This is a genomic window from Nocardia sp. NPDC047654 (assembly GCF_043205035.1).
Lineage (GTDB): Bacteria > Actinomycetota > Actinomycetes > Mycobacteriales > Mycobacteriaceae > Nocardia.
The window spans coordinates 93,031-118,573 of record NZ_JBIDDF010000010.1 but is presented as its reverse complement, the minus strand read 5'-3'; the positions used below and the strand labels follow the sequence as shown (position 1 = coordinate 118,573).

The 25,543-nt window shown below is 67.9% G+C and carries 27 protein-coding genes; 15 read left to right on the top strand and 12 right to left on the bottom strand.

Annotated features, from left to right (window positions below; translation table 11 throughout):
• Window positions 1–383 precede the first annotated feature (383 nt).
• The 5 genes from ACGF7Y_RS23840 (at window position 384) to ACGF7Y_RS23820 (ending at window position 3,187) form a co-directional block, all read left to right on the top strand.
• Window positions 384–638: a hypothetical protein gene (locus ACGF7Y_RS23840; protein ID WP_393236772.1), complete on the top strand. Its 255-nt coding sequence runs from the start codon at window positions 384–386 to the stop codon at window positions 636–638.
• Window positions 639–1,029: 391 nt separating this feature from the next.
• Complete coding sequence (locus tag ACGF7Y_RS23835; protein ID WP_393236771.1) at window positions 1,030–1,569, top strand: HK97 family phage prohead protease; 540 nt, start codon at window positions 1,030–1,032, stop codon at window positions 1,567–1,569.
• A gap of 15 nt (window positions 1,570–1,584) precedes the next feature.
• Window positions 1,585–2,889, top strand: a complete 1,305-nt coding sequence (locus tag ACGF7Y_RS23830) for a phage major capsid protein (protein WP_393236770.1) — start codon at window positions 1,585–1,587, stop codon at window positions 2,887–2,889.
• Window positions 2,886–3,032: a hypothetical protein gene (locus ACGF7Y_RS23825; RefSeq protein ID WP_393236769.1), complete on the top strand. Its 147-nt coding sequence runs from the start codon at window positions 2,886–2,888 to the stop codon at window positions 3,030–3,032. The genes ACGF7Y_RS23830 and ACGF7Y_RS23825 overlap by 4 nt, the downstream gene beginning before the upstream one ends.
• A 5-nt stretch (window positions 3,033–3,037) precedes the next feature.
• Complete coding sequence (locus ACGF7Y_RS23820; RefSeq protein ID WP_393236768.1) at window positions 3,038–3,187, top strand: hypothetical protein; 150 nt, start codon at window positions 3,038–3,040, stop codon at window positions 3,185–3,187.
• A gap of 681 nt (window positions 3,188–3,868) precedes the next feature.
• On the opposite strand, the gene ACGF7Y_RS23815 is transcribed toward ACGF7Y_RS23820, so the two are convergent.
• The 5 genes from ACGF7Y_RS23815 to ACGF7Y_RS23795 all read right to left on the bottom strand — a co-directional run bounded on the left by ACGF7Y_RS23815 (window position 3,869) and on the right by ACGF7Y_RS23795 (window position 8,229).
• Window positions 3,869–4,834 carry a hypothetical protein gene (locus tag ACGF7Y_RS23815; RefSeq protein ID WP_393236767.1) on the bottom strand — a complete coding sequence of 322 codons (966 nt, stop codon included), beginning with the start codon at window positions 4,832–4,834 and terminating at the stop codon, window positions 3,869–3,871.
• Window positions 4,835–4,861: 27 nt separating this feature from the next.
• Entirely contained in the window at window positions 4,862–5,242 is a 381-nt protein-coding gene (locus ACGF7Y_RS23810; RefSeq protein ID WP_393236766.1) for a hypothetical protein, read from the bottom strand.
• Window positions 5,243–5,258: 16 nt separating this feature from the next.
• A complete protein-coding gene (locus tag ACGF7Y_RS23805) occupies window positions 5,259–5,780 on the bottom strand; it encodes a DUF3558 domain-containing protein (protein WP_393236765.1) in 522 nt (173 codons plus the stop codon).
• Window positions 5,781–6,173: 393 nt separating this feature from the next.
• The gene (locus tag ACGF7Y_RS23800) at window positions 6,174–7,394 is read right to left on the bottom strand and encodes a lipase family protein (protein ID WP_393236764.1); all 1,221 of its coding nucleotides are present in this window, start codon (window positions 7,392–7,394) and stop codon (window positions 6,174–6,176) included.
• A gap of 166 nt (window positions 7,395–7,560) precedes the next feature.
• Entirely contained in the window at window positions 7,561–8,229 is a 669-nt protein-coding gene (locus ACGF7Y_RS23795) for a hypothetical protein (protein WP_393236763.1), read from the bottom strand.
• Window positions 8,230–8,579: 350 nt separating this feature from the next.
• On the opposite strand from ACGF7Y_RS23795, the gene ACGF7Y_RS23790 reads away from it, so the two are divergent.
• A complete protein-coding gene (locus ACGF7Y_RS23790; protein WP_217999093.1) occupies window positions 8,580–8,903 on the top strand; it encodes a YbjQ family protein in 324 nt (107 codons plus the stop codon).
• Window positions 8,904–8,909: 6 nt separating this feature from the next.
• Here ACGF7Y_RS23790 and ACGF7Y_RS23785 read toward each other — a convergent pair whose 3' ends face one another.
• Entirely contained in the window at window positions 8,910–9,719 is an 810-nt protein-coding gene (locus ACGF7Y_RS23785) for an APH(3'') family aminoglycoside O-phosphotransferase (protein ID WP_393236762.1), read from the bottom strand.
• A gap of 134 nt (window positions 9,720–9,853) precedes the next feature.
• On the opposite strand from ACGF7Y_RS23785, the gene ACGF7Y_RS23780 reads away from it, so the two are divergent.
• The gene (locus tag ACGF7Y_RS23780; protein ID WP_393236761.1) at window positions 9,854–10,354 is read left to right on the top strand and encodes a MarR family winged helix-turn-helix transcriptional regulator; all 501 of its coding nucleotides are present in this window, start codon (window positions 9,854–9,856) and stop codon (window positions 10,352–10,354) included.
• A 9-nt stretch (window positions 10,355–10,363) separates the two neighbouring features.
• Window positions 10,364–12,934, top strand: coding sequence for an MFS transporter (locus ACGF7Y_RS23775; RefSeq protein WP_393236760.1), 2,571 nt, complete (start codon window positions 10,364–10,366; stop codon window positions 12,932–12,934).
• Between the two features lie 287 nt (window positions 12,935–13,221).
• Here ACGF7Y_RS23775 and ACGF7Y_RS23770 read toward each other — a convergent pair whose 3' ends face one another.
• Complete coding sequence (locus ACGF7Y_RS23770; protein WP_040865256.1) at window positions 13,222–14,241, bottom strand: crotonase/enoyl-CoA hydratase family protein; 1,020 nt, start codon at window positions 14,239–14,241, stop codon at window positions 13,222–13,224.
• 107 nt (window positions 14,242–14,348) lie between these two features.
• On the opposite strand from ACGF7Y_RS23770, the gene ACGF7Y_RS23765 reads away from it, so the two are divergent.
• Both ACGF7Y_RS23765 and ACGF7Y_RS23760 read left to right on the top strand, forming a co-directional pair.
• Window positions 14,349–14,948, top strand: a complete 600-nt coding sequence (locus ACGF7Y_RS23765; protein ID WP_393236759.1) for a TetR/AcrR family transcriptional regulator — start codon at window positions 14,349–14,351, stop codon at window positions 14,946–14,948.
• A gap of 221 nt (window positions 14,949–15,169) precedes the next feature.
• The gene (locus tag ACGF7Y_RS23760; protein ID WP_393236758.1) at window positions 15,170–16,072 is read left to right on the top strand and encodes a cutinase family protein; all 903 of its coding nucleotides are present in this window, start codon (window positions 15,170–15,172) and stop codon (window positions 16,070–16,072) included.
• Between the two features lies 1 nt (window position 16,073).
• On the opposite strand, the gene ACGF7Y_RS23755 is transcribed toward ACGF7Y_RS23760, so the two are convergent.
• Complete coding sequence (locus ACGF7Y_RS23755) at window positions 16,074–16,523, bottom strand: MarR family winged helix-turn-helix transcriptional regulator (protein WP_393236757.1); 450 nt, start codon at window positions 16,521–16,523, stop codon at window positions 16,074–16,076.
• Window positions 16,524–16,617: 94 nt separating this feature from the next.
• On the opposite strand from ACGF7Y_RS23755, the gene ACGF7Y_RS23750 reads away from it, so the two are divergent.
• Window positions 16,618–17,400 (top strand): dioxygenase, encoded by a 783-nt coding sequence (locus ACGF7Y_RS23750; RefSeq protein WP_393236756.1) that lies wholly within the window; start codon window positions 16,618–16,620, stop codon window positions 17,398–17,400.
• A gap of 233 nt (window positions 17,401–17,633) precedes the next feature.
• Here ACGF7Y_RS23750 and ACGF7Y_RS23745 read toward each other — a convergent pair whose 3' ends face one another.
• Window positions 17,634–18,002: an Rv3235 family protein gene (locus ACGF7Y_RS23745; RefSeq protein WP_393236755.1), complete on the bottom strand. Its 369-nt coding sequence runs from the start codon at window positions 18,000–18,002 to the stop codon at window positions 17,634–17,636.
• 361 nt (window positions 18,003–18,363) lie between these two features.
• Here ACGF7Y_RS23745 and ACGF7Y_RS23740 point away from each other — a divergent pair, with 361 nt between their 5' ends.
• From ACGF7Y_RS23740 to ACGF7Y_RS23725, 4 genes are all read left to right on the top strand, one after another.
• Window positions 18,364–19,611 (top strand): alpha/beta hydrolase, encoded by a 1,248-nt coding sequence (locus tag ACGF7Y_RS23740; protein ID WP_393236754.1) that lies wholly within the window; start codon window positions 18,364–18,366, stop codon window positions 19,609–19,611.
• 102 nt (window positions 19,612–19,713) lie between these two features.
• Window positions 19,714–20,808, top strand: a complete 1,095-nt coding sequence (locus ACGF7Y_RS23735) for an LLM class flavin-dependent oxidoreductase (RefSeq protein WP_393236753.1) — start codon at window positions 19,714–19,716, stop codon at window positions 20,806–20,808.
• Window positions 20,805–21,410 carry an FMN reductase gene (locus ACGF7Y_RS23730; protein ID WP_393236752.1) on the top strand — a complete coding sequence of 202 codons (606 nt, stop codon included), beginning with the start codon at window positions 20,805–20,807 and terminating at the stop codon, window positions 21,408–21,410. Before ACGF7Y_RS23735 ends, ACGF7Y_RS23730 begins: the two co-directional genes overlap by 4 nt.
• A gap of 69 nt (window positions 21,411–21,479) precedes the next feature.
• Window positions 21,480–22,028 carry a YceI family protein gene (locus ACGF7Y_RS23725; protein WP_393236751.1) on the top strand — a complete coding sequence of 183 codons (549 nt, stop codon included), beginning with the start codon at window positions 21,480–21,482 and terminating at the stop codon, window positions 22,026–22,028.
• 48 nt (window positions 22,029–22,076) lie between these two features.
• Here the strand turns inward: ACGF7Y_RS23725 and ACGF7Y_RS23720 are convergent, their stop codons facing one another.
• From ACGF7Y_RS23720 to ACGF7Y_RS23710, 3 genes are all read right to left on the bottom strand, one after another.
• Window positions 22,077–22,892 carry a DUF72 domain-containing protein gene (locus ACGF7Y_RS23720; RefSeq protein WP_393236750.1) on the bottom strand — a complete coding sequence of 272 codons (816 nt, stop codon included), beginning with the start codon at window positions 22,890–22,892 and terminating at the stop codon, window positions 22,077–22,079.
• A gap of 87 nt (window positions 22,893–22,979) precedes the next feature.
• Window positions 22,980–24,497 carry a glycerol kinase GlpK gene (gene glpK, locus ACGF7Y_RS23715; protein WP_393236749.1) on the bottom strand — a complete coding sequence of 506 codons (1,518 nt, stop codon included), beginning with the start codon at window positions 24,495–24,497 and terminating at the stop codon, window positions 22,980–22,982.
• Between the two features lie 25 nt (window positions 24,498–24,522).
• On the bottom strand, window positions 24,523–25,305 hold the full coding sequence (locus ACGF7Y_RS23710; RefSeq protein WP_393236748.1) for an IclR family transcriptional regulator: 783 nt from the start codon (window positions 25,303–25,305) through the stop codon (window positions 24,523–24,525).
• Window positions 25,306–25,543 lie beyond the last annotated feature (238 nt).

Genomic DNA, 25,543 nt, shown 5'->3' with positions numbered 1-25,543 from the left:
GATGTCGAAGATGTATCCATATGTATTTAATCGACATCTTGATATCTTCGCAGGTCAGGGGCAACATCTTCCCTCACCCTTCAACATGTTGATTCGACATCTTCATGTTCACTCTGACCTGCGAAGACGTCAAGATGTCGAGATTTCGACACACGGAGGGCTTCGACACCTTCGACATCTTCCATTCGACATCTCCGCGCTGGGTGCCGCCACCGTCTTCAATCACCAATCAAGATCACCGAAACCGGCAAGACCCTTCCATGAGTGAAACCATCGCGTGTCAAACGGCATTTTTCAAGATCATAGGCGACCTGCGACACCGCTCCGTCAAGGCTGGCGGTTAGGGGTCAAATTACAAAGGTGTATGACGAAAGGAAATCAAGATGAACCTCCGCGAAGCCAAGATCAAGGAAACCCTCGCGGGAATGATCGGTACCGCCGGACCCGATGCCATCGCCGCCGTGCTGCTGCGCGCTGGTGTGGTCGACGTTCGCGAGGAGGAGAACTTGTCCGTGCTGTACATCCGCGATCAGCGCCTCGGCAGCATCGCGACCGCATGGCTGGACAACGACGACGACCTCCGGCTGCCCCACTATCAGCCGCCGCTGGACGTTCCCGACGATCTCTCCGGTGAGTGACGTAGCCCCCTATTCGCAACGCTGAGCGATTTTCTCAGCCCTGGGGGTAGGTCGGTATATCCCCAACCATTCGAAAGGCTCGTGGGGGTGATCGGAATCAAATAATGTCTGCACATGAGATCAGACCATACGGATACCCCGTAGTGGTATAATCGGAAAGCGGGAAGGTTCAAAGAGCCTCGCCAGGCTGACGCCACACGGTCGGGCATCCTTTCCGCCAACAGCTTCGCTCGGCATCCGCGTCGCTTCCGGTGATAACCAGCCCGGAACCGCAGACCGCCGGAGCAACGGCATCCCCGACGCCGGGAGGTAACCAGCCCCGGACAAGGTCGCCGCCGCGAACAAACAGCCCGATCCATAGGGCTTGGTTCAGCGCGCACAGGAGGATGCCATGACCGAAGTACTTCACCGCTACGCCCAGCTCGGCGGAACCACCGGCCGCACCGTGCACGGTATCGCGATGCCCTACGGCGAGGTCGCCGAAGTCCGCGACGGCTACGGTCCCGCCTACCGCGAACGATTCGTTCGAGGATCATTCACTCGGACCATCGCCGAACGTAAACACAAGATCCGTTTGATGGCGATGCATCAGGAGCGCGCGTTTCCGATCGGAATGCCGGAGTCGCTGGCCGAGACCGATGCGGGGCTGGAGGTCGCGTTCAGGGTGACCCCGACCGTGGCGGGTAACGATGCTCTCGCACTGATTCGGGACGGCGTGGTGACCGGCTTCTCCATCGGCTTCGTTCCGATCCGATCCCGTGTCGTGGACGGTGTCACCGAGCGCTTGGAGGTCAGCCTCCGCGAGGTCAGCCTGGTCTCCGAAGGCGCGTACGCCGGGGCGCAGGTCGCGGGCATCCGCTCAGCGCCGCCGATTCGCATCACCACAAACGAACACGCCCAGCGCGTCTACGAATTCTTGAAGATGCTTTGACACATAGGACACATCATGAACAAGAAACTATCCATTGCGGAAGCTCGCGCCGAGTTGACGAGCTTGAAATCCGAAGCGTCGGAGATCATGACCCGAGCCGGCGGTGCCGACCTCATCGACGACGACGCCACCCGATTCGATGAGATCGCCGCTCGCGCCACCGAACTGTCCGAGTACATCGAACAGACCGCCGCTCGGCTGGAGCAGCAACGGCAGTCGATGATCGACCGGTATCAGCGTGGTGACTACGTCTCCGGCGACGGTGCCCGCCAGGACCACCTGCGGCGCAGGCCCGAGCCCAAGCGCGAACTCGCGGGCGCGAAAATCCTCACGCGCGAGCAGAAGCTCACCGACTGGGGCCGCGACAACGGGCACACCGACGAATTCGCCGGGGAAAAGCCCAATTTCGACCGCTGGATTCGTGGCATCTCCACCGGCGACTGGCACGACGCACCACTGGAGCGCGCGTTGGCCGAAGGAACCCAGTCAGCGGGCGGCTACGTCGTTCCCAGCCCCATCGCCGGAGCGGTGTTGGACATGGCGAGAAATGCCACCCGCGTGGTGCAGGCCGGTGCTCTCACCGTGCCGATGACCTCGCAGACCCTGCGCATTCCGCGACTGGAGAACGAGGCCGCGCCGTCGTGGCGGAACGAAAACGCCGCCGTGCCTGAGGCAGACCTTGTATTCGGCGCGGTCACCCTCCAGGCCCGCAGCCTGACCCGTATGGTCAAGATCAGCCGCGAACTCCTCGAAGACAGCGACCCCAGCGTCAGCGATGTCATCGCGCGGTCCTTCGGCGCTCAGCTCGCGTTGGAACTGGACCGGGTCGCCTTGCGCGGCAGTGGTTCTGCACCGGAGCCGAGGGGCCTACTCAACACAAGTGGAATCACAGTCACCAACCACGGGGCCAACGGAGCAGCATTGAACACGTGGGATTGGTTCATCGATGCCATGGGTGTGGTGCGCGGCAACAACTACGAGCCCACCGCGATCATCACCGCACCGCGAGCGCTGACATCGCTGGGCAAGCTGAAGGACTCGCAGGGTGCCTACCTCGCGCCGCCCGCCGGTCTGCCGCCGATCCTGCCGACGAAGCAGGTACCGACGAACTTGACGGTCGGAACCAGCAACGACACCTCGGAAATCTACGTCGGACAATGGAACATGCTGGCGATCGGTATCCGCACTTCCTTTGCGTTGGAGGTACTTCGGGAACGCTTCGCGGACAATCTCCAAGTGGCCTTCCTGGCGCATATGCGAGCCGATGTCGCCGTTCTCCAGCCCGCGGCCTTCACCATCGATGTGGGGGTGAGGCCATGAGATTCGAAGACGTAGTACGGATGTGGCAGGAGAACGCCGCCGATGCAGAGCGCGAATTCTACGAAGAGCTGGACGCCGAGAAACGGGAAGGCATCGACGTGGACCTGTGGCGGGCGCTACCGGATTCGGGACCCGAGGGGTGAGGCAGATGCTGCTCATCGAAGATCGAGCGCTGACCTGGACGCCGGACGCCGATACGCCGGAATGGTTGCGCGGCAACGTTTTCTGGTGGACGAAGATCACCGCAATGCCCACCAAGGCACTACGTCTCGAGGTCAGCGCTGATTCGCGTCGGTGACAATGCTTCCCCGGATGTTTCCGCCATTTCGTCCGGGGAGTCGACCGATGTGCGTTTCCTTGAAATCCCTTCTTCTCGGCACATTCGGTCACGGAGCGGGCTACTCCAAGCAAAGGGCGGGTTCTCCTACCTGCCGGGGTAGCCCGCTTCACCTGGGGATGCACAAGAAGGTGGTGCTAGAGAGTATGGACAAGATCAACCCACAACGCGGCAGAACGATCAGGCATCTGCCATTACACCGATTGCTACATCTCCGCGAACAAGCAGCACGCGCTGGCAACACCGCCGCTGTCGAGTTGTTGGATCGGGTGATGGCCGACCGCAGGCCGATGCCTGCCACCGCCTGTACGTTAGGACACCACGAACCACCGCGACACCGCGACACCGCGTTTGGGTAGACCAGTGCCGATGCCCACGTGGTTGTCCAATGCGACAGACATGATCATTCCTTCGGTGGTGGTGTTATCGAAATTGATAACGTCTGAGTGGATCGCCCCACCGACCGACGACGTTGGAGCGTCATCGCGGCTCAACCTGCTGCGACGCAATGTCGCGCCCACGCCAACGGGATGCCGGACGCCCGAAGCCGGTGCGATGGGGAGGGGGGTGGCTTCGCCCGGGATGGGACGATCATCGGCGCGCGGACCGCATAGTCGCCCCATCTCTCTCTGGTGGGGATTTCTACTGCGCGCCGATATTCGCGGCCAGAACCTCGGCAACAAACCGCTCCAGGATGGGTAGCAGTCGCTTCGATTCAGCCACCGTAGGCCGAGGCAGGTTGCCATGAACGAGGTCCGAGCGGCGGGTATAGCATGCCGAGAAGAATGCCCCCGGAGACTTGCCATCGTAGCTGCGGTCGACCCCGAGCGCTTCCACGAGCCGCTTTGCTGAAGCTGCGATGGATTCACGCCTACCCAGACCGAGGTAGTTCAGCATGGCATCTCGGGTCCGGCTGTCCAGGTCGGCGGCCTTGGTTTCGGACATGAGCTGTTCAAGCCATCGGATAAACTCGACAGAACGTTCGCCCTGCTCCAGTACGGCCTCGATGGCAGTGACCAGCAGGATGAACCGAGTCTCGGGATTGGTGTCGAAGTAGGCAAGGTGCAGCAGCCGGAATGCCAGCTCCTGGGCCTCGGTGAGCGAAGGCCGCAAACTGCGCACCTCGTCAACCGACTGAATCAGATCATTCGGCTTGCGCTGCACCTCTGCCACCGCGGAGAACGTACCGAATGTCGCTGGCGGTTCGGACGGAAAGACAAGCAACCCCGGCCGTCCCCGGAGCGCCTGCACGCCAAGCTCTGCTGCTTTGTCGGCAAGGAACGCCATCGGCTCGGCTCTCGGGTTGTCATCCGGTCCAAGATCGATGCCCAGACGTTGCTGTGCGAAGGCAATCAAAAGATATGTGCGCCAGTTCTTCCCAGCCTCGATCGCCGCCTCTTCCGAAGGAAAGGGGCCACCCTCAACTAGGAGGTCCGAGGTGTCCGCGAACTTCGTCTCAGCAGGTAGCGGGCGGATCTCTATCTTCGCGGGCTCATCGGCTAGCACCACGACCTGTTCGCCTTGGACATCGAGCCGGTAACCATCTGCGAGCTTGATGGTGTTTCTGAAGTTGTAGTTCGGCACGCGGTTGATGCTCTCACGCGGCACCGACGAACCGTAGAGCGTCTCGTGGCGCTACGTAGCGTCGATGATCTCCGTGATGGCGGTTGCGTTGGTGTAGTCCTGACCGCGTATTCGGGCGATGCTTATCGCCATGACATCGCGCATGTTCTCCACGGCTTCGATGTGCTCCAAGATCACGGCGTCTACCGAGTTCTCGCCGCTGGTCGCCTGGCTGAAGAATTTCTTCCGCAACTGCTCGGCCATGTCGAAGTCACCGAAACCCGTGACGTTCTTGGCCTGGTCGACAAGCTGAAGCATGCCACGGAGGTCGTTGATGCGGTTGACGCACGCTTTCAAGCATTCCTGGGCCGCCATCTCGTCATCGAGATACAGTTCCCCCGCCCGCGCCTCTCCCGCCAGACGAGCCCAATGCCCGCCGACAGCATCGGTCACTTGGTTGTCCCCCTTCCTACTTCGGCATCACCGGTACAAGAACCTGAGCAGCCTGATTGAGAGCCGTGCACGGGTCGTCAGGGCCGTCTTTGCCCGGCCACCCAAGCAGCGCGATCTGGAAGATTCCTTGACTGGCCGGAATGATCAGATCGCACTTGAGGTTCTTGGTGGTGCCGTTGACGCGGAACTGCTCACCACTGCGGCCCGCAATCGTGACCGGCCGGAAGTCGACATTTTCCGGCTTGCTCTTAAAGTAGTCGACCCCCTTGGCCGACGAGTACACCGTGAGCCCGTACTGCGTGCCCTTCCAGGCGCAGATCTCCCACCCGGATTGATGCACACCGCCAATGCCGCTCTCTTTGCTGGCGGGGTCCAACTCAAGGGTGCGCACGGTCGCGTCCGGGATCTCCGAGCACGGGTTCCACAAGACCACTGGCCCTGTACTGGTCGTCGGCGTGCCGCTGGTTTCGTCCGTGCACCCCGCCAACCCCGGCCCGGCGATCAACAGCGCCGCTATAACCAGCCCGATCCGCCGCATGTTCGATCCCCTCCTGTGCGCCGCTCGGCCGTCCCAGCGACTATAGCGGACTGTGCGGAATCGACACGGTGACAACCCGATCCGCCGGGTTGTTGGCCCAACGATGACGCTCGGCAGGTCGACCCCGAGATGAGTGCGGACGGTCCGGTGAACAGTTAGCCGCTACTCTCCAAGTGCAGGGCCTATGCATCGCGCTCGGTAGCGTGGCTGTTGCAACAGCCGTCCACCCGCGCGGGGCGGTGATCTCAGTCCGGGATAGATCACGGCACAACGGTCGAGTCTCATCAGCGTTTTTGCAGGTCACGCACAACGTTCAAGCGCCGCTACTGATCAACTACCTGGACCGGCGCTGTCGGAAGGTCGCCGGGCTCGAGTAAGGCGGTTCGGAGACCTTCATCGCCCGAGCGCGATGGAGCCCATATCGGTGACGGTGCAGGCGTCCTGCACCGGCACTCCCGCGAACCGGTCGCGCAGCCAAGCGATCACGCGGTTCTCGGCGAGTGTGTTGAGGGTCAGGTGTTCGCTCGCATGGTCGCGGATGTAGGTGACTCGCGCGGCGGGATCGCGGCAGTAGCTGGAGGCGAGCGCGTCGGCGGGGCCGATGGGGACGAGCCAGTCGGCGGTCGCGTGGTAGAGGAAGACCGGGGTATCGGGGACCGACTTGCCCATCCTGGTCCGGTCGAAGACCGCGCGCAGCACCGGTGTGCGCAGTATGCCGCCTTGCACCAGGCTGTCTATGTCGAGGAATGGTTCCAGCGCGGCTTGGTGCAGCACGCAACCGCGGTCCTTCGCGGTCAGTAGCTGCCGTCCGCGTGGTGTGGCGTTCGCCCACAGGTAGGCGTCCAGTTCCGGTTCCTCGCGCGCGAGACCGATGATGGCGGCCGCGACCAGACCGGCGCCGGGCCCCTTGTTCGCCTCGCGGGACAGGACTTCGAGATCGACATCGGTGCCGCCGGAGACGACGCCGACGAGATTCACCTCCGGCGCGTAGGCGCTGCGCAGTTCCGCGCCGTGCAGCGTGGGGATCGACCCTCCCGAGTATCCCCACATCGCCACCTCGGTGGCCGCTCCCGGCAGGTGCAGCGGACCGAAACGCTCCGCGGCACGGATGCCGTCCAAAGCGATCCGCGCGGCCAGCGGGCCGTGGGCGAATGCCGAATTCGGGCCTTGATGGTCCGGCACCACGACCGTCCATCCCTGCGCCAGCAACGCCGGGGCGCTGCGCAACGGGTCGATCTGCCCGTCCATCAGACCGGCCTGCGCCGACCGGCGCACCGTGTAGGACGGCGCGCAGAACAGTCCGGTGGAATCCTCGGCGGCGTGCAGGGACACCAATTTGCCGTTCCCCGTGGAGGGTTTCAGCAATGTCGCGACGGCGGCGATGGGCTGGTCGGCGCTGTTGCCGGACCGATAGGAGACCTGCCAGGCCTCGGCGTCCAGCGCCCCGTCGAGCTGATTGGCGATGGTGACCGGCCGCGCGGCGAGGATCTCGCCGGGCCGCTTCGACGCGACCAGCTCGGCGGAAGGCCGATAGAAAGGGTCCTGCTCGGGCGGCGCCACCGCCGGGATTTCCGGCTCCGCCGCCGACAGTGGCGCCGGCAGCGCCAGCAGCATCGAAAAGGCCGTACCGGCAAGCACACACCACCGGGCGAACACCACCGACGACCTCCCCTGGAATCGACCGCAGATGCCATGCGTTTCGCGCCGATCGACCGCCCCGGCAGTGGCATCGTAGCGAAAGTCCACCTGCGCGAACGGCACAACGGAAGATCGGCCGAACTCAGTTCGGTGCGGCGATCTTGATGATGGTGGCCTTACCGTCGGTGGTGGCCACGGTGACGAATTGGCGATAGGTGCGATTGGCGGAGTCGGGGCGCAGCTCCGTGATGACCACGTCGTAGCGTCCGTCGAGCATGGGGGTGATCATGACGCAGTGCTGCGTTCCCGTGGGCACGGAGGCGATGCCCGCGTCGATCACGGCCACCGGCGGCACCGCGGCGTCCGGCACCGTCAGCGATCGCGCGACCGCTCCCGAGCGAGTCACGTAGTAGGCGTGCTGAAACGCCAGGATCACCTCCGGCCCCGACGCGGTCGAGCCGGTACCGTTGCCGCGCACCAACTGTCCGCCTCGGGTCGGCTCGCAGCCTGGGCCACCGCCGAGCACCGGGTCCGCCACCGTGGCCGATTGGCGTGGCGCGGAGGCCGCGTCCGTGTACACCAGGACCAGCGCGGCGGCGGCGAGCGATGCGGCCAGCCCGACGCCGCCGACCAGCCAAGCGCGGCGTGGGCCGCGACGAGCACGGCGCCGAGCGCGGGACGCCCGATGCCGGTCGCTGCGGGGCGGCGGCTCCTGTCCGGAGATCATTCCCGGCCACGCGGGCACGCGTCCGGTCCGGACCTGGCCTCGGCGGGCGCGTCGGCCGCCGGGCTCGGACGTGTTCGACGACATGATCTCGCCGCACCCCCTTTTACCGGTGCCTACTCGGCCACCGTGGGTTCCCTCTCAATGCCGTTGCGCAATAACAACATTGCATATCTCTTCGGATTCTGTCGGTCGAATGCTCAACAGAAAGGCCCGAATTGCGGCGCGGCGGTCCCCGGAACGCGCGATGCCGGCTGATCAGGACCGGGCGGTCGGTGCGGTTCCGGACCGCGGGCACACCTCGGCCGCAACGGAATCGCCGCGCCCGTAGCATCCCGCACATGAGCCAGCCGCCGCAGCCGTACCCGCAATATCCCGCGCACCAGCAGCCACCCCAGCCGTATCCCCCGCCCCCGCCACCCGGACCGCAGTTCCCGATCCTGGTCTCCACCATGAACGACGTGCCCGGCCAGGAGATCGTCCGGGTGTTCGGCGAGGTCGCCGGACTCACCGTGCGCAGCCGCAGCTTCGGGTCGAACTTCAGCGCCGGTTTCCGTTCGCTGGGCGGCGGGGAGATTCCCGAGTACACCCAGTTGCTCTACCAGTCCCGGCACGAGGCGATCATGCGGATGTGCCAGCACGCGATGTCGTTCGGAGCGAACGCGGTCATCGCCATGCGCTTCGACTGCAACGAGATCGCGGGCACCATGAGCGAGGTGGCGGCCTACGGCACCGCGGTACTGCTTCAGCCCGCGACGTGACTCGGGCTATCCCCAGGTGAGCGGATCCAGATGGAGGAAGAACCGCTGCCGCTCGCCATCCAGATCGATGCCGTAGCGGTCGGCGAAGGCGCGGTCGGCGTTTCCGGCGCGCCGCTCGTCCTGCCATGACTCCCGAGCATTGGCCAGCAGCAGAGCGATATCGGCGTAGGGATCGGCGATGCCGAGGCGGCCGAGATCGACGAATCCGGCGACCGTGTGCGTTTCCGGATCGAGGATGATGTTCGGCAGGCACAGATCGCCGTGGCAGACCACCGCTTCGGCGGACTCCTGCGTCATCCTGGGCTCCAACCGGGTGGCCAGCCTGGTGAGCAGGACGGTGGGCGGAGTGTCCTGCTGCTCCTCGGGAAGGAACTCGGTGTGCACAGCACCCCGGACCACCACGTCCTGGGCGATCGCGAACATCCGCGCCAGGCCACGGTCGAACGGGCACTCCGCGGTGGGTAGATCGTGCAGGCGCCGCACCGTGTCCGCGATGGAATCCCATGCGAGCGCGAGATCTTGCGCGGAAACGGCGTTCGCGGGCACACCGGGCACGGCGCTGGTGACCAAGCAGGCGCCGTCGCCATCGGGCCGCCAGTCCAGTACCCGAGGGGCGGGCATACCGTGCCCGTCGAGCCAGGTGATCTTGTCCCGCTCCAGCGCGAGGGCGGCGACCTCGCCGGGCGCGACGCACTTGGCGTAGCGGGACCCGTCGGCGGACCGGAATACCCGGGCGCCGGACTCCCCGCCGCCGACCGGCTCCCATCGGCAATCGGACGGCAGGGCTGCGCGGAAGCGAACAAGCGGCTCGGACACGCCATCGACGGTAGCAACGCGACTCGCGAGTGGCCCACCGCGCAGACCTCTGGCAACCCGGATGTATAGTTGCTCAAAGCAACTAGTTGTGGTTGCTAATCAAATCTGCTGGTGGGGAACATCGAGGTGGTGTCATGTCCGCAACCGCTCGCGAGCGCCGGGTCACGGCGGCCGAACTCGCGGCCGCCGACGAACTCGGTCAGCGACTGGTCCGGTTCATGCGCGCGGTCAACCGGGCGAAGTGGCTGCCCGCTCGGCCCGGTCCGGACGGCCTGGAACGACTCGCCTACTCCGTGCTCTTCTGCCTGGTGCACGAGGGACCACAGCGTGCGGGCAGGCTCGCCGAATTGCTGCACACCGAGGCATCGACCATCAGCAGACAGAGCAGATCACTCGTGACGCACGGCCTGGTGGAGCGCCGGGCCGACCCGGTCGACGGCCGCGCGTGCGTGCTGGCGGCCACCGCGGAAGGCGTTCGCGTCTTCGAGGAGAACCGCGCGCTGCGCAACCGGTGGCTGGCCGACATCCTGGCCGACTGGCCCGCGACCGACCGCGACACCTTGACCGCACTGCTCGACCGGCTCACCGCAGGAATAGAGACCACCACTCCCCGACACCACGCCGATCCGAAATAGGGCTCATTCATGACGAATTCCACCACCCGGGCTCCGCGGAACCCGGACGCAGGCGCGGACACGTCACTGTCGCACCGGCAGATCCTGACCATCCTGTCCGGGCTGTTGCTCGGCATGTTCCTGGCCGCGCTCGACCAGAACATCGTCAGCGTCGCGATCGTCAAGATCGCCAACGACCTGCACGGTTTCGACGAGCAGGCGTGGGCGACCACCGCTTACCTGATCACCGCGACGATCACCACGCCGCTGTACGGCAAACTGGCCGACATCTACGGCCGTAAACCGTTCTATCTCACGGCGATCGGACTGTTCGTCATCGGCTCGGTGGCGTGCACCTTCGCCGACTCGATGTACCAGCTCGCCGCGTTCCGCGCGTTCCAGGGCCTGGGCGCGGGCGGACTGATGTCGCTGGCGTTCACCATCATCGGCGATATCGTCCCGGTGCGGGAACGGGTGCGCTATCAGGGCTATTTCATGATGGTCTTCGGCACCGCGACGGTGCTCGGCCCGGTGCTCGGCGGCTTCTTCTCCGACTACGAAGAACTCGGCGGCATCGAAGGCTGGCGGTGGGTGTTCCTGGTGAACGTCCCGGTCGGCCTGCTGGCCCTGCTCGTGGTGGCCAAGGTGCTCAACGTGCCGCACCAGCGCCAGCACCACCGGATCGACTGGTTCGGCGCGCTGACGCTGACGATCGGCGTGGTACCGCTGCTTATCGTCGCCGAACAGGGGCGCCACTGGGGATGGTCGTCGGAGAAGTCGCTGCTCTGCTACGGCATCGGGGCGGCGGGGCTGGCGCTGTTCGTCCTGGTGGAATTCCTGATGAAGGACTCGGCGCTGATCCCCTTGCGGCTGTTCCGGAGCTCGACCTTCAGCGTCACCATCGCCGGTGGATTCATCGTCGGTGTGGCGATGTTCGGCGCGATCACCATGGTTCCGCAGTACTTCCAGGTCGTGCGCGGCTACTCGCCGACGAAGGCGGGCCTGCTCATGCTGCCGCTGGTGCTCGGCATCACCGTCGGCTCGCAGGCGGCGGGGCGGATCACCAAGCAGACGGGGCGCTACAAGATCCTGCCGGTGGCGGGCACGTTCATCGTCGCGGTCGGAGCGGCCCTGTACGCGCAGGTGCACTACGACAGCCCGCTGTGGCAGCCGCTGGCGATCGGCGCGGTGATCGGGCTCGGGCTCGGCTGTTGCATGCAGACGCTGATCATCGCGGCGCAGAACGCCGGACCGCGCTCGGACATGGGTGTCTCCACCGCCTCGGCCACGTTCTTCCGGCAGATGGGCGGCACGCTCGGCGTGGCGGTGTTCCTGACCATCCTGTTCAACCTGCTGCCGAACCGGATCATCGACGCGTTCGGCGGCGCGCTGCCGCCCGGGTTCGGCGCCGACCAGCTCAGCGGCATGCAGTCCAACACCAGCGGCATCGCGGCGCTGCCCGACGCGCTGAAGGTGCCGATCCTCACCGGCTTCACCGACTCCATGCACGGCGTGTTCTACACGGCGGCCGGGGTCGCGCTGCTGGCCTGCGTGGTGCTGATGTTCATGAAGGAGATTCCGCTGCAGGACGCTCCGGCGCCCGTCACGCAGACGCCGATCGAGGAGCCGGAAGCCGCCGAGTCGAACTGGGACGCGGATCAGGTCTGGGAAGGCGCCGCGCAGGCGCTGTCGGAGCCGGAACCGGTGCTCGCCGCGGCCGCGGGCGGCTACGGCGCTGGCGATCCCGCGAGCAACGGCGCACACCGGCGCGAACCTCGGGCGAGCTTCGACGGCTCTGAGCACGAAGGGCGTTCGCTCAGCGGCTATGTCCATCGCGAGGACGGCCGTCCGGTGCCCGCGGCCGCGCTCACGCTGATCGACCAGCACGGGCGGCAGGCCGCGCGCACGGGCGGCGGCGCCGACGGCAGTTACCTCCTCGGCGCGCCCGGCGCGGGCGGCTACGTGCTGATCGTCTCGGCCGCCGGGCATCAGCCCGCCGCGGTGAACGTCACCGTCGCCGACCGTCCGCAGCAACTCGACATCACCCTGCTCGGCTCCGGCGAGTTGTCCGGTGTGGTCCGGTCCGGCGGGCAAGGCGAGCCGCTGCCCGGCGCGACCATCACGCTGACCGACCTCGACGGCGAGGTGGTCGGCTCGGCCACCGCGGCGGCCGACGGCGCTTACCTGTGCCACGGCGTGGTGCCCGGCACGTACACCCTGGTCGCGGTCGCCGAGCACATGCGTCCCAGCGCGGCCGCGCTGACCGTGCCGGACAGCGGGCTGCTGCACCACGACATCGAACTCACGCCGATGGCGGTGCTGGCCGGGTCGGCGTGGTCGGACGGCGGCCGGGCGGTCCCGGACGTGCAGATCAGCGTGCTCGACGCCGCGGGCGTGCCGACCGCGACGACGCGCACCGACGAGAACGGGCGTTATGTCGTCACGGATCTCGCCGAAGGCGACTACACGATCGTCGCGCGCGGCTATCCGCCGGTGACAAGCCAGGTCACGGTGAGCGGCGGCGAAGTCGCGCACGATGTGCGGCTCGGCTACAGCAGCATCGAGGAAGAGGCGACCGGAAACGTCCCGCCCGCCCGCTGACGATCCGGCGGAGCGCCCGGAAGGGGCGGTGGCGATGCGGCCACCGCCCCTTGTCGTTTCCGCTCGCGCTGATCGAGGGGCGTCGCAGCTCGCACTCGCTCCGCGATCCCGAGCCGAGCGGCGCTGAGGATCTCGCTGTCGGCGACCTCGTTCGGTAGCACCGGTACACCGCCGAGGAGACGGGCGCGATGCCCTCCACCCCTGAGCTGGAGTCGATGTCCGTTTCGCTCCTGCGCGGACCCGATGCGTCGGCCGCTGTGCGGATTTCCGCGCGGCTCAGCAGGGGTTCACTCCTGCGCCCGATGCCGTTTGTGATCGCCGAACGGTTCGTCGCGTTCCCGGACCGCCTCGCGGAAACCGGTTGTGGCGGCTCGCGTCTGGAAGGCGTATCCCTCACTGGTATGCCGCGAGATGCCGTCGAACACGGTGCTGATCATGCCGGAGTTGGCCACCCCCTGTGCGTACAGCGCCGAGTTGAGCGCCAGTTTGGCCATCATCAGCTGGTTGACCGGCATGCGCGCGATCCGGGCGACGAATTCCTCGGTGCGCGCGTCGAGTTCGGCGGCGGGCCAGGATTCGATGGCCAGGCCCCATTCCACCGCCTGCTTCCCGGTGAGGCAGTCGCCGGTGAACAGCAGGCGCTTGGCGCGCTGGTCACCGAGGCGATGCGCCCACATGCCCGCCGCCGGGACACCCCAGACCCGGGTGGGCGGGTAGCCGATCTTCGTGTCGTCGGCGCAGATGATCTGGTCGGCGAACAGCGCGATGTCACTGCCGCCCGCGACGGCGAAGCCGTGTAGCTTGGCCACGGTCGGCTTGTTCGCCTGCATCAGGCTGGCGAAACCGCGGTTGAACCGGCTCATCATCGCGTAGTCGATCATCGGATCCCAGGTCCGCGCCGGATCGTGATTGCGGCCCTGCACCACCGGATCGACGACCGTTCCCGCCACCTCATCGGGCCCGCCCGCCACCGCGAAACTCTGCTCGGCGAACATGCTCAGGTCGTAGCCCCCGCAGAATCCCTTGCCGCGCCCGGATACCAGGATCACGTGCACTCGCGGGTCCAGATCCGCGCGTTCGACCGCGTGCGCCAGATCGTGCGGCGTATCGGGCGTGATCGCGTTGCCTTTCTCCGGCCGGTCGAAGGTGATGCGGGCGATGCGGCCGTCCCGCTCGTAGGTCAGCGTCCGGTACTCGCGGGCGTCGTCCGGGTCGGGGCGTCCGGCCCAGGGGGTATCCGGTGTCTCGGTCCAATTGCGATACCACGCGCCCGCCCCGCTGTCGGCCTGGCTGTCACTGTCGGTCATCGCTTTCCCTTCGACGCTGGTGCGAACCGGTCTCCGCAGTCTGGCGCACCCACCATTTGACAGTCAACATTGACTGTGAAAATGTCGCGGCGACGGGAGGAGCTGGCATGGCCGGACGACGCGAGGAACAGAAGCGGGCGACCCGCGTTCGCATCCTCGACGCCGCCGCCGACCTGCTGGCCGAGCAGGGCTACCGGGCGCTGTCCACGTTGTCCGTGCAGCGGGCCGCGAGCGTGAGCCGAGGGGCGCTGCTGCATCACTTCCCGACGCTCGGCGCGTTGATCGGCGCACTGGTCGGACATCTGGTCGCACGCAACGAGGCGGCGGTGCGAGAGGTCGCGGCCGGGCTCGGTACGGGGACCGATCCCCTACGCCGCGCCTTGACCGCCCTGTACGAGTCGATGGCGCGCCCGGCGGCGCAAGCCGAGTTCGAACTGTGGGCGGCCGCGCGGACCGATCCGGCGCTTGCCGAGGCGTTGCGCGCGGCCGAACGAAAAGCCGGGCGCGACTTGCGGCGCGTGGTGGACGCACTGTTCGGTCCGGACATGGTCGCCCATCCGCGCTACCCGGCCGTCCGCGACCTCACCATCGCGATATTGCGCGGCACCGCGATGTCCCGGCCGCTGCGCACCTCCGAGCGCGCCGCCGCGGCAACCATCGATCGATGGGCGGAGGCCATGACAGTTCTTCTCGCACAGGGCCATTAGCAATCGGCGAGCGCCAATGGCTCCCAATTGAGTGTGATACGCGTCACTTCAGACTCCGATTGTGCACTCTCCCACACTGTCGCTATCCTGGCTGCACTTTGAGACCACCGAGTCTCAATGCAGCCTTCGACGGGGCCGGGTCCGACCACCGCACGGCGCCCGCGGAGGCCGATTCCTGCCGGGGAGCGCCTGCGGCGCCTGTACTACCAGGAGCAAACGCCATGCGATCGAAGTTGATCTCGGCGGCCATCGGTTTCGCGGTGATGGCGCTGTCGTGTGCGGGACCGGGCAGCGGGCCCGCCGTCGCCGCACCGGATTGCCCGAGTCTGTACGTGGTGGCGATCCCGGGAACATGGGAGACCACCGCGGACGGTGAGCGCCCCGGGCCCGGGATGCTGGCCGGAGTCACCCGCGGCCTGCCGTCCTCGGCGTGGGTGGACTATGTGAGTTACGCAGCGACCGCCTTCCCTTGGGAGAGCGAGGTATACGGCGCCTCCAAACGGGAGGCCGTCGACAACGCGCGCGGCATGATCGCGGCGATGGGCCGGGAGTGCGGCGCGACCAGGATCGCGCTGCTGGGCTACAGCCAGGGCGCGGACGCCGCCGGCGATCTCGCCGCCGAGATCGGCACCGGGCTCGGCGTCGTGCCGCCGCATCGGATCGCCGCGGTGGGGCTCATCTCCGATCCCCGCCGCTCCCCCACCGACGCGCTGGTCGGTCCACCGGTCGGCGGCGCGGGCGCGGGCGGTCCGCGCATCGGCGGGTTCGGTCTCCTCACCCCGCAGACCCGCACCATCTGCGCGATCGGCGATCTGTACTGCACCACGGCGTCGGACGATTTCGTGACCCGCTTCGCGGGCTTCCTGGCCCAGACCTCCCACCCCGACCCGGCCTACCTGTGGCGCTACCAGATGGAGATGGGCGCCATCGTCGGCGACCTGATGTCCAACGGCGGAATCCCCCTTTTGCAGAGCCAGCTCTCGGAGTCGGCCAACCAGGAACGGGCTCGGCTGCTGGACGAGTTCTACCGCTCCGAAGCGCACACCGCCTACGGCAGCTACCCCGTGGGAGGCGGAGCGACCGCGCTGTCGTGGATGCACGACTGGCTGGCGTCGCTGGCCTGAGTCAGGGAGCGAGCCGCCGCGCGACCTCGCCCAGACTGTCCGCGACAGCGCCCTGCTGCGCGTCGGTGAGCACGTCGACGAGGACGCGGCGGACGGTCGCGACATGGCCCGGCGCGACCTGGGCCAGCCTTTCCCGCCCCGCGGCGGTGAGTACGGCGATGACCCCGCGCACGTCGGTCGGACAGGCCTCGCGTACCAGCAACCCGGCCTTCTCCAACTGCGTCACCTGATAGGTCAGACCGCTTTTGGAGGTGTAGAGCGCCTCGGCGAGTTCGGTCATCCGCAGGCGGCCCCCCGGCGCGTCCGCGAGCCGCACGAGCACCTCGTACTGGGTGTGCGACAGCCCTTCCCGCTTGAGCTGCCGTTCCACCTCGCGACCCACCAGCGCGCCGGCCGCCAGGAAGTTCTGCCACACCGCCATCTCGCGGACGTTCAGCCACGTGGTCTCCACGGCTCCACCCTAACCCTATTGTTCAAATTTGAACAACCAGCTACAGTCGAGTTCGAATTTGAACTACCGGGGCGACCGAGCCGGGAGGAGCACTATGACCGTGGCCGCCGAAAGAATGCCGGTGCTGTATCTCTCGCATGGCGCTCCGCCGCTGGCCGACCACGAGAGGTGGCCCGCCGAACTGGCGGCGTGGTCGCGCGCGTTGCCCCGGCCCCGCGCCGTCCTGATCGTCTCCGCGCACTGGGAGGCCGCGCCGATCGCGCTCGGCGCCACCCGGACGGTGCCGCTGGTCTACGACTTCTGGGGCTTTCCGGAGCGGTACTACCAGGTGCGTTATGCCGCGCCGGGCGCGCCCGAACTGGCCGGCAAGGTGCGAAACCTGTTGCGCGGACCGAGCGCCGCGGTGGCGGACGTGCCGGATCGCGGGCTCGATCACGGCGCCTACGTGCCGTTGAAGGAGATGTATCCGGACGCCGACATCCCGGTGTTGCAGCTGTCCATGCCGACGCTGGACCCGCAGGTCCTGTTGGGCATCGGCCGGAAGCTGGCGCCGCTGCGCGACGAAGGCGTACTGATCGTCGGCAGCGGATTCTTCACGCACAATTTGCGCGAGCTGACCGCCGACGACGAGCACGTGCCGTCCTTCACGGCCGAATTCGACGCGTGGGGCCGCGAGACGCTGGCCGCCCGCGACCTGGACGCACTGCTCGACTTCGAGCGCACCGCGCCCGCGGCTCGCCTGGCCCATCCGCGCGCCGACCACTTCGCGCCGCTGTTCGTCGCACTCGGCGCGGGCGAGGAGGATCTCGGCACGCTGCGCACCGCCATCGACGGTTACTGGTTCGGCATGGCACGCCGATCCATTCAGCTCGGCTGAGCGCCGGTGCCGCCCGCCGCACCATCCGGCCTCCGCCGATGCCCGAGGTGATCGCGGTCCGGCCCAGCTGGGCCGCGACGGACTCGGGCGGCGGGAGCCTCCGGAGTCGCGGTCGCCCGTCGGCACCTCGCCTGCCCAGGACCTGCCGCCGGAGGGCATCGGCTGGATCGCGCCGGGGCCGACCGTCCGCGAGGCGGCGACACCGAGGTGCGAGCCCTGAACGGCCGACCGCGTCATCGGATGCGCAGCGCCGTCAGCCGCCAGCCCGCCGAGCGGGTCCGCGCGATGCGCGCGGCCAAGGCGAAATGACGCCCGCCCCGGCCGTAGGTGGCGAAAACCTCGGCGGTCTTGGCGTCTACCAGCACCACGTTCACCCGCATCGGCACCGCGACGCCGAGGTCGCGGCCGGGCACGAGACCGGCGCCGATCAACGTGCGCACCGCGGCGACGACCGTGGCGTCGGCGACGACGGCCAGTTGCGGCACGGGCCTCCTGCGGTCGAGCACCTCGAGGACGACTCGCACCGCCGACTCAGCGAATCGGCGTGCCGCCGACCGTGACTCGTCCTCGGCCTGCGCCGTGGAGGCATGGCTTCGTCGCACCGCCCTGCGTATCCCGGCACTGGACCGACCGGAGGTCGCGTGCGGCCGCGGCCGGCACGGTAGCGCCCGAGCGGGTGCCGGATCGCATGCCACCGGCTCCGCCTCGGCGCGGCGGCGACTGTCCAAGGGCGGCTCCGGATTCGGAGCAGGCGCCAACCAATCCTGATAATCAGCCATGCACATCCCTTCGAGAACCCGGTGGTCGAAACCCTGTGGGGACCGATTCTGCGGGCCAGCCACCGGAAGTCGCGCGTAGTCGGCTACCCGAATCCGTCCCGGCACGCCACCACCGGAAACCGGCGGCCACGAAGACCGACCTATGTTGGAGCCGGCGAACCCCGACCCGGAACCGGAGACCTTGATGACCGACGAGCGAGGAGCGGACGTGACCGTGCCCGGAAATTCCGCGACCCCGCGTCGCCTGGTCCGCATCGGCCTGCTCGCGCTCGCCGGAGCGCTCGCCGCGTATCTCGCGCTCGCGCAACTGATCGCGATCCTGCCGGTTTCCTGGGTGATGCCGTTGCTCGGCAACGCGGTCGTGCAGTCGGCCGTGCTCTTGCTCGGCGCCGTCCGCGACGCGCTCGGCTCGTGGAACATGGTGCTGGCGGTGGTCGCGACCGCGGTCGCGCTGACGGTGTTTCGCGGGGGTGAGCGCGGACGGCGCCTCGCGGGCACGGTGACCGGCGTGGCCGTCGTCGGCCTGGTGCTGTCCATGGTGACCAGCGCGACGCTGGTGTTCGCGGCGCGTGACGCGGCTGGCGTCTGGATTCCGTTCGCCCCGGTCGTGCCGTTCAGCACCGTCGGCGACGCGCCCGACGAGACCGTCACCTACGCGACCGTCGACGGACAACCGATCCAGGCGGATCTGTACCTGCCCGCACCAGGGCCCGGACCGGCCCCGCTGGTGGTGAGCATTCACGGCGGGGCTTTCGTCACGGGCAGCCGTGGTACCGACGCCTACACGACCTGGCTTTCCGACAATGGGTACGCCGTCCTCGATGTGGACTACCGCCTCTCCGACGAAGGCAACCACCGCTGGAACACCGAGGACGCCGACGTCGCCTGTGCGCTGAGCTGGGCCGCCGCGAACGCGCAGCGATACGACTGGGACATGCGGCGGGTCGCCACCTTCGGCGAATCGGCGGGCGGCAATCTGGCCGTCAACGTCGCGAACAAGATCAACGCGGGTGTCCTGCGGCCCAGCTGCGGCAGCGCCGCCGAGCTGCCGAAGGTGCGCGCGGCGGTGGCGCTGTACCCGGCGGTCGACCTCGCCGCGTCGGGCACCGAGACCGCGCTCGGCGTCGACGCCACCCGGCAGTACCTCGGCGGAACGCCCGAGCAATACCCCGACCGCTATACCGCGACCGGCGCCGCCGCGCAGGTCACCGGCGACTCCCCGCCCACCCTGCTGATTCAGGGCGGCAACGATCACCTGGTGCTCGCCGAGCACACCGCCGCCTACGCCGCGGCCCTGGAGACCGCCCGCGCGCCGCACCGCTATGTCGAGCTCCCCTTCCTCGATCACGCCTTCGGCACCACCGAACTCGACACCGGCGCGCTGGTCACCCGCGAACTCACCCGCACCTGGCTGACGGAATACCTGCCGTAACCGACGCCACATCGCCGGAGCGGGAATACCCGAGTACCCCACTCCGTTCCTTTGGTTGCCATATCCACCAAATTGAGACAGACTGAGAACGAAGGAGGCGTCGTGCAGTTCGGAATTTTCACGGTCGGTGATGTGACGACCGACCCCACGACCGGCCGGACGCCCAGTGAGCACGAGCGCATCACGGCCATGGTGACGATCGCCCGCAAGGCCGAAGAGGTCGGGCTGGACGTGTTCGCCACCGGCGAGCACCACAACCGGCCGTTCGTACCGTCGTCGCCGACCACCATGCTCGGCTACATCGCGGCACGGACCGAGCGGCTCCAGCTCTCCACCGCCACGACGCTGATCACCACGAACGACCCGGTGAAGATCGCCGAGGACTTCGCCATGCTGCAACACCTCGCCGAGGGGCGGGTGGACCTGATGCTCGGTCGCGGCAACACCGGGCCGGTCTACCCCTGGTTCGGCAAGGACATCCGCGACGGCATCCCGCTGGCGATCGAGAACTATCACCTGCTGCACCGGCTCTGGCGCGAAGACGTGGTCGACTGGGAAGGCAAGTTCCGCACGCCGCTGCAATCGTTCACCTCGACGCCGCGCCCGCTGGACGACGTACCGCCGTTCGTCTGGCACGGTTCGATCCGCAGCCCCGAGATCGCCGAGCAGGCGGCCTACTACGGCGACGGATTCTTCGCCAACAACATCTTCTGGCCGAAAGAGCACTTCCAGCGGCTGATCGCGCTGTACCGGCAGCGCTACGAGCACTACGGCCACGGCTCCGCCGACCAGGCGATCGTCGGCCTGGGCGGACAGGTGTTCATGCGCAAGAACTCCCAGGACGCGGTGCGCGAGTTCCGGCCGTACTTCGACAACGCGCCGGTGTACGGGCACGGCCCCTCGCTGGAGGAGTTCACCGAGCAGACCCCGCTCACGGTGGGCAGCCCGCAGGAGGTCATCGACAAGACGCTCACCTTCCGTGCGGCGTTCGGCGACTACCAGCGCCAGCTGTTCTTGATGGATCACGCGGGCCTTCCGCTGAAAACCGTCCTGGAGCAACTGGACCTGCTCGGCGAAGAAGTGGTTCCGGTGTTGCGCAAGGAATTCGCGGCTCTGCGCCCGGCGCACGTGCCGGACGCGCCGACACACGCGAGCCTGGTCGCCGCCCGTGACGCCACACTGGAGGCGACCCGATGACCCGCATCGCCGTCGTCACCGCGGGCTTGTCGCAGCCGTCCTCGACCCGGCTGCTCGCCGATCGGCTCGCCGCCGCCACCGGCGCGGCGCTGACCGCGTCGGGCGCGGACGTGGCATTCGACATGGTCGAAGTACGCGAGCACGCCCGCGATCTGGCCGACAACCTGCTGACCGGGTTCGCGCCCGGCGGGCTGCGCGCGACGATCGACACGGTGACCAGCGCCGACGGCTTGATCGCCGTCACGCCGATCTTCAACGCGTCCTACAGCGGCCTGTTCAAGACGTTCTTCGACGTCCTGGAACCGGACGCGCTGGCCGGGATGCCGGTGCTGTTCGGGGCGACCGGCGGCTCGGCGCGCCATTCGCTGGCGCTGGAACACGCCCTGCGGCCGATGTTCAGCTACCTGCGCGCGGTGGTCGCGCCCACCGCCGTCTACGCGGCGTCCGAGGACTGGGCGTCCGCGGCGGCGGGCGGATTGAGTACCCGGATCGACCGTGCCGCAACGGAATTCGCCGCCCTGCTGACCGGCGCACCGCGCGATCGCGCCGCCGATCCGTACGACGACCCGGTACCGTTCGCGCAGCTACTCGACACCCACTGACCCTTTCCCCACCGACCGAGCCCGACCCCCATCCAACTAGTTCAACTCTCAATCATCAAGGAGAACATCATGCCGACCGGAACCACCAACGCTCTCACCGCGGGCACCTGGGCCATCGACCCCGCCCACTCCACCCTGGGCTTCTCGGTACGCCACCTGATGGTCAGCAAGGTACGCGGCCGCTTCACCGACTTCTCCGGCAAGCTGGTCATCGGCGAGGACGGCAGCGCCTCGGCCACGGCCGAGATCCGGGTCGACTCGGTCACCACCGACAACGAACAGCGCGACGCGCACCTGCGCACCGCGGACTTCTTCCAGGCCGAGGAGTTTCCGGTGGCCACCTTCGAGTCCACCGGCTTCCGGGTGAACGGCGAGGACTTCATCGTGGACGGCGAGTTCACCATCCGCGGCGTCACCAAGCCGGTCACGCTGGACGTGGAGTTCCTCGGCGTCAACCCCGGCATGGGCCACGGGCCGGTCGCGGGCTTCGAGGCCAAGACCGTGATCAACCGCCGCGACTTCGGCATCACCATCGACATGCCGCTGCCCGACGGCGGCGCGGTGATCGGCGACAAGATCACGCTCACCCTCGAGATCGAGGTCGGTTTGCAGTCCTGAGTGATCCGGACGGTCCCGCGGGAGTTGCCCGCGGGACCGTTCTTTTCGTCAGAAGAGGGTCATCGGCTCGGCAGGCGTCGGCTCCGGCAACGGGTCGAGCTGTGGCAGCCGGGCGCGGACCTCGTCGTGGAAGCGGCGGGCCAGCTCCAGCGAGCCCGCGTTGTCCGGGGTGTGCACGAACACCGTCGGCGACCGGCCTTCGCGCAGCCACTCGGCGACCGTGCCGACCCACGGCTGCCAGCCGCCGACGGTGCGATCGACATCGTCGCGGCCGTGGTACCGCACGATCGGGTACTCGGTCAGGGCGCGCATCCTGCGCCGCACCCGCGGCTTCTTCGACGCCGCCTCCTGTTCCGCCGCACTGGTGGGCGGACCGTCGAAAAGCACGGTGGTGTCGAACGGAACCCATTCGGCGCCCACCCTGGACAAGACGTATTCCAGCCTGCGCGCCGCCTGCTCGTCGGCGAAGAACGCGGGATGCCGGACCTCGACGGCGGCGCGGTAGGTGCGCGGCAATTGCCGCAGGAATCCGGCCAGCGCACCGAGATCGGTGGGGCCGAACGAGCCGGGGAGCTGCACCCACAGGGCGTGAATGCGTTCCCCGAGCGGCTCCATCGCGGCGAGGAACGAGCGCAGATCCTCCTCGACGCCGGTCAGCCTGCGTTCATGGGTGATCGGCTTGGGCAGCTTGAGGACGAACCGGAACGCGGGATCGCATTGACTCGCCCACGATTCCACCGTGCGCCGCGACGGCGTCGCGTAGAAGGTCGTATTGCCCTCGACCGCATTGCACCACGTGGCGTACCAGCGCAGCCGCTCCCCCGGCGCGAGCTGCCTTTCCCGCCAAGCCGCGTGCGTCCACATCGCACATCCCACGTGAAGCCGCATGTTTCCGACGCTAACCCACCATCCCGACACACTCGTCCCGGTGGCACGCGACCACGATCGGACTCACCGCCGCGCCCGCTTCGCCGACCGGACCCAGCCGAAGGTCAGCTCCACGGCGCGCTTCCAGTTGTCGTACTCCTCCGCTCGCAGCTCGGGGTCCATCCGTGGAACCCATTGCGCGGCAAGGCGCCGGTTGTTCCGCAGTCCTTCCAGGTCCGGCCAGTAACCGACGGCCAGGCCCGCGGCGTACGCGGCGCCGAGCGAGACCGTCTCGGCGACGAACGGACGCGACACCGGAACGTCGAGGACGTCGGCCACGATCTGCATGAGCAGGTTGTTGGAGGTCATGCCGCCGTCCACGCGCAGCGCCTCGGCGCGCAGGCCCGAATCGGCGTTCATCGCCTCCACCACGTCGCGGGTCTGCCAGGCGGTGGCCTCCAGTACGGCGCGGGCGATGTGACCCTTGGTGATGTAGGAGGTCAGTCCGGCGATGAGACCGCGGGCGTCGCTGCGCCAATGCGGTGCGTAGAGCCCGGAGAACGCCGGCACGACGTAGCAGCCGCCGTTGTCTTCGACGGTGCGCGCGAGGGTTTCGATCTCCGGCGCACTCGTGACGAGTCCGATGTTGTCGCGCACCCACTGCACGAGCGAACCGGTGACCGCGATCGGGCCCTCCAGCGCGTAGACCGGCTCCGGGCCGATCTGGTAGCCGATCGTGGTGAGCAGGCCGTGCCCGGAGCGCACCAGCTCACGCCCGGTGTTCATCATGAGGAATCCGCCCGTTCCGTAGGTGCACTTGGTTTCCCCGCGCGCGAAACAGGTCTGGCCGAACAACGCGGCGTGCTGGTCGCCGAGCGCGGCGGCGATCGGGATGCCCGGCACCACCCGGCGCGTACTGCCGTAGGACGCGGTCGATGGTTGGATGCGCGGCAGCATCCCCGCCGGGATGCCGAAGAACTCCAGCAGTTCGTCGTCCCAGGCGAGGGTGCCGATGTTCATCAGGAGGGTACGACCGGCGTTGGTGACGTCGGTGCGGTGCAGGCCGCCGTCCGGACCGCCGGTGAGGTTCCAGATCAGCCAGGTCTCCATGGTGCCGAACAGCACCTCGCCCCGCTCGGCGCGCTCGCGCAGACCGAGCATCGTGTCCAGCATCCAGCGCAGTCGCGGCGCGGCGAAATAGCTCGCCGGTGGCAGACCGCACAGTTCGCGGATCCGGTCGGCGCCCGGCTTGCCCTCCAGTTCCCGGACCAGCTCTTCGGTCCGCACGTCCTGCCAGACGATGGCGCGTCCGACCGGCGTGCCGGTGCGGCGGTCCCACACCACGGTGGTCTCGCGCTGGTTGGCGATGCCGAGCGCGACGATCTGATCGGCGGCCACACCGGAATCGCGCAGCGCCTGCGGCACGATCCGCTCGACGTTGCGCCAGATCTCCAGGGCGTCCTGCTCGGCCCATCCCGGCCGCGGGTAGTGCTGCCGGTGCGGGCGCTGGGCGACACCGACGAGCCGGGCACGCTGGTCGAACAGGATGCACCGCGTGGAGGTGGTGCCCTGATCGATGGCGAGCACATAACGCTGCTTCATGCTGCTCCTGGATGAAATCCGCTGGTCACCGGCGCGACGGCGGTCGGTCGCCCACACCCAGATCGCGCGACACCGCGCGTGCCGCGTCCAGCACCCGGCCGACGAGCGCGGGTCGGTGCCGCGACTTCGCGTCACAGAGCCGGTCCACCGCGCCGGTGATGCCGATGGCGCCGACCACGAGCCCACCCGGCGCCCGGATCGGCGCCGCGATACCCGCCTCGCCGGTCCGGAACTCTTCGATGTCGCCCGCCCATCCGGCCCGCCGCACGCCGGCCAGTTCCCTGGTGAGCGCGGCGCGGTCGACGAGGGTGCGGTGCGTGAGCGCGGCCGGCTCGGCCCGGCGCACCGTCGCGGCCAGGTCGGCGTCATAGGCGAGCAGCACCTTGCCCAGCGCGGTGGCATGCGGCGGCAGGAGTTCGCCGAGTTCGAGCGCCTGTTCGGTGTTGTCCGGCCGGAACACGTGGTGGACCACGACCACCGCGCCGTCCAGCGGCGCGCCGATCCGCACCGCCTCGCCCGTGCGCGCCGCCAGCGCGTCGGCCCAGTTGATCGCGCGGGAGCGCAACTCGTTCGCGTCGAGATAGCCGCCGCCCAGGTGCGGCAACGCCGCGCCGAGCTGGTACTTGCCGGTCGACGGGTCCTGGTCGACGAAGCCGACGCCCTGGAGCGTGCGCAGGATGCCGTGCGCGGTCGGCTTGGGCAGGTCGAGCGCGCCTGCGATGTCGCCGACGCCGAGACGACCGGAGCCGCGGGCCAGCAGTCGCAGCACGGCCGCCGCCCGCTCGATCGACTGGATCGGACCCGGCATGTCCGGAAACCTATCCCCCGCGTCGTGATTCGACAATCGTGTGCGAGGCCCGGCGCACCCGGTATGAGCTGCGCCATACCTTCGCCTCGCCGGACTCGGTAGCCATGGCGTTCTCCGCGACCAGCCCGAGCGTTCGACAATGTCGAATGGCAGCGCTATCCGGGTCCGGCATTCCGCCGTAGTTTCCGTTTCGAGCACGGTCGCGCCCGCGGCCTGCGCGGCGAACGGAGGCTCAGCG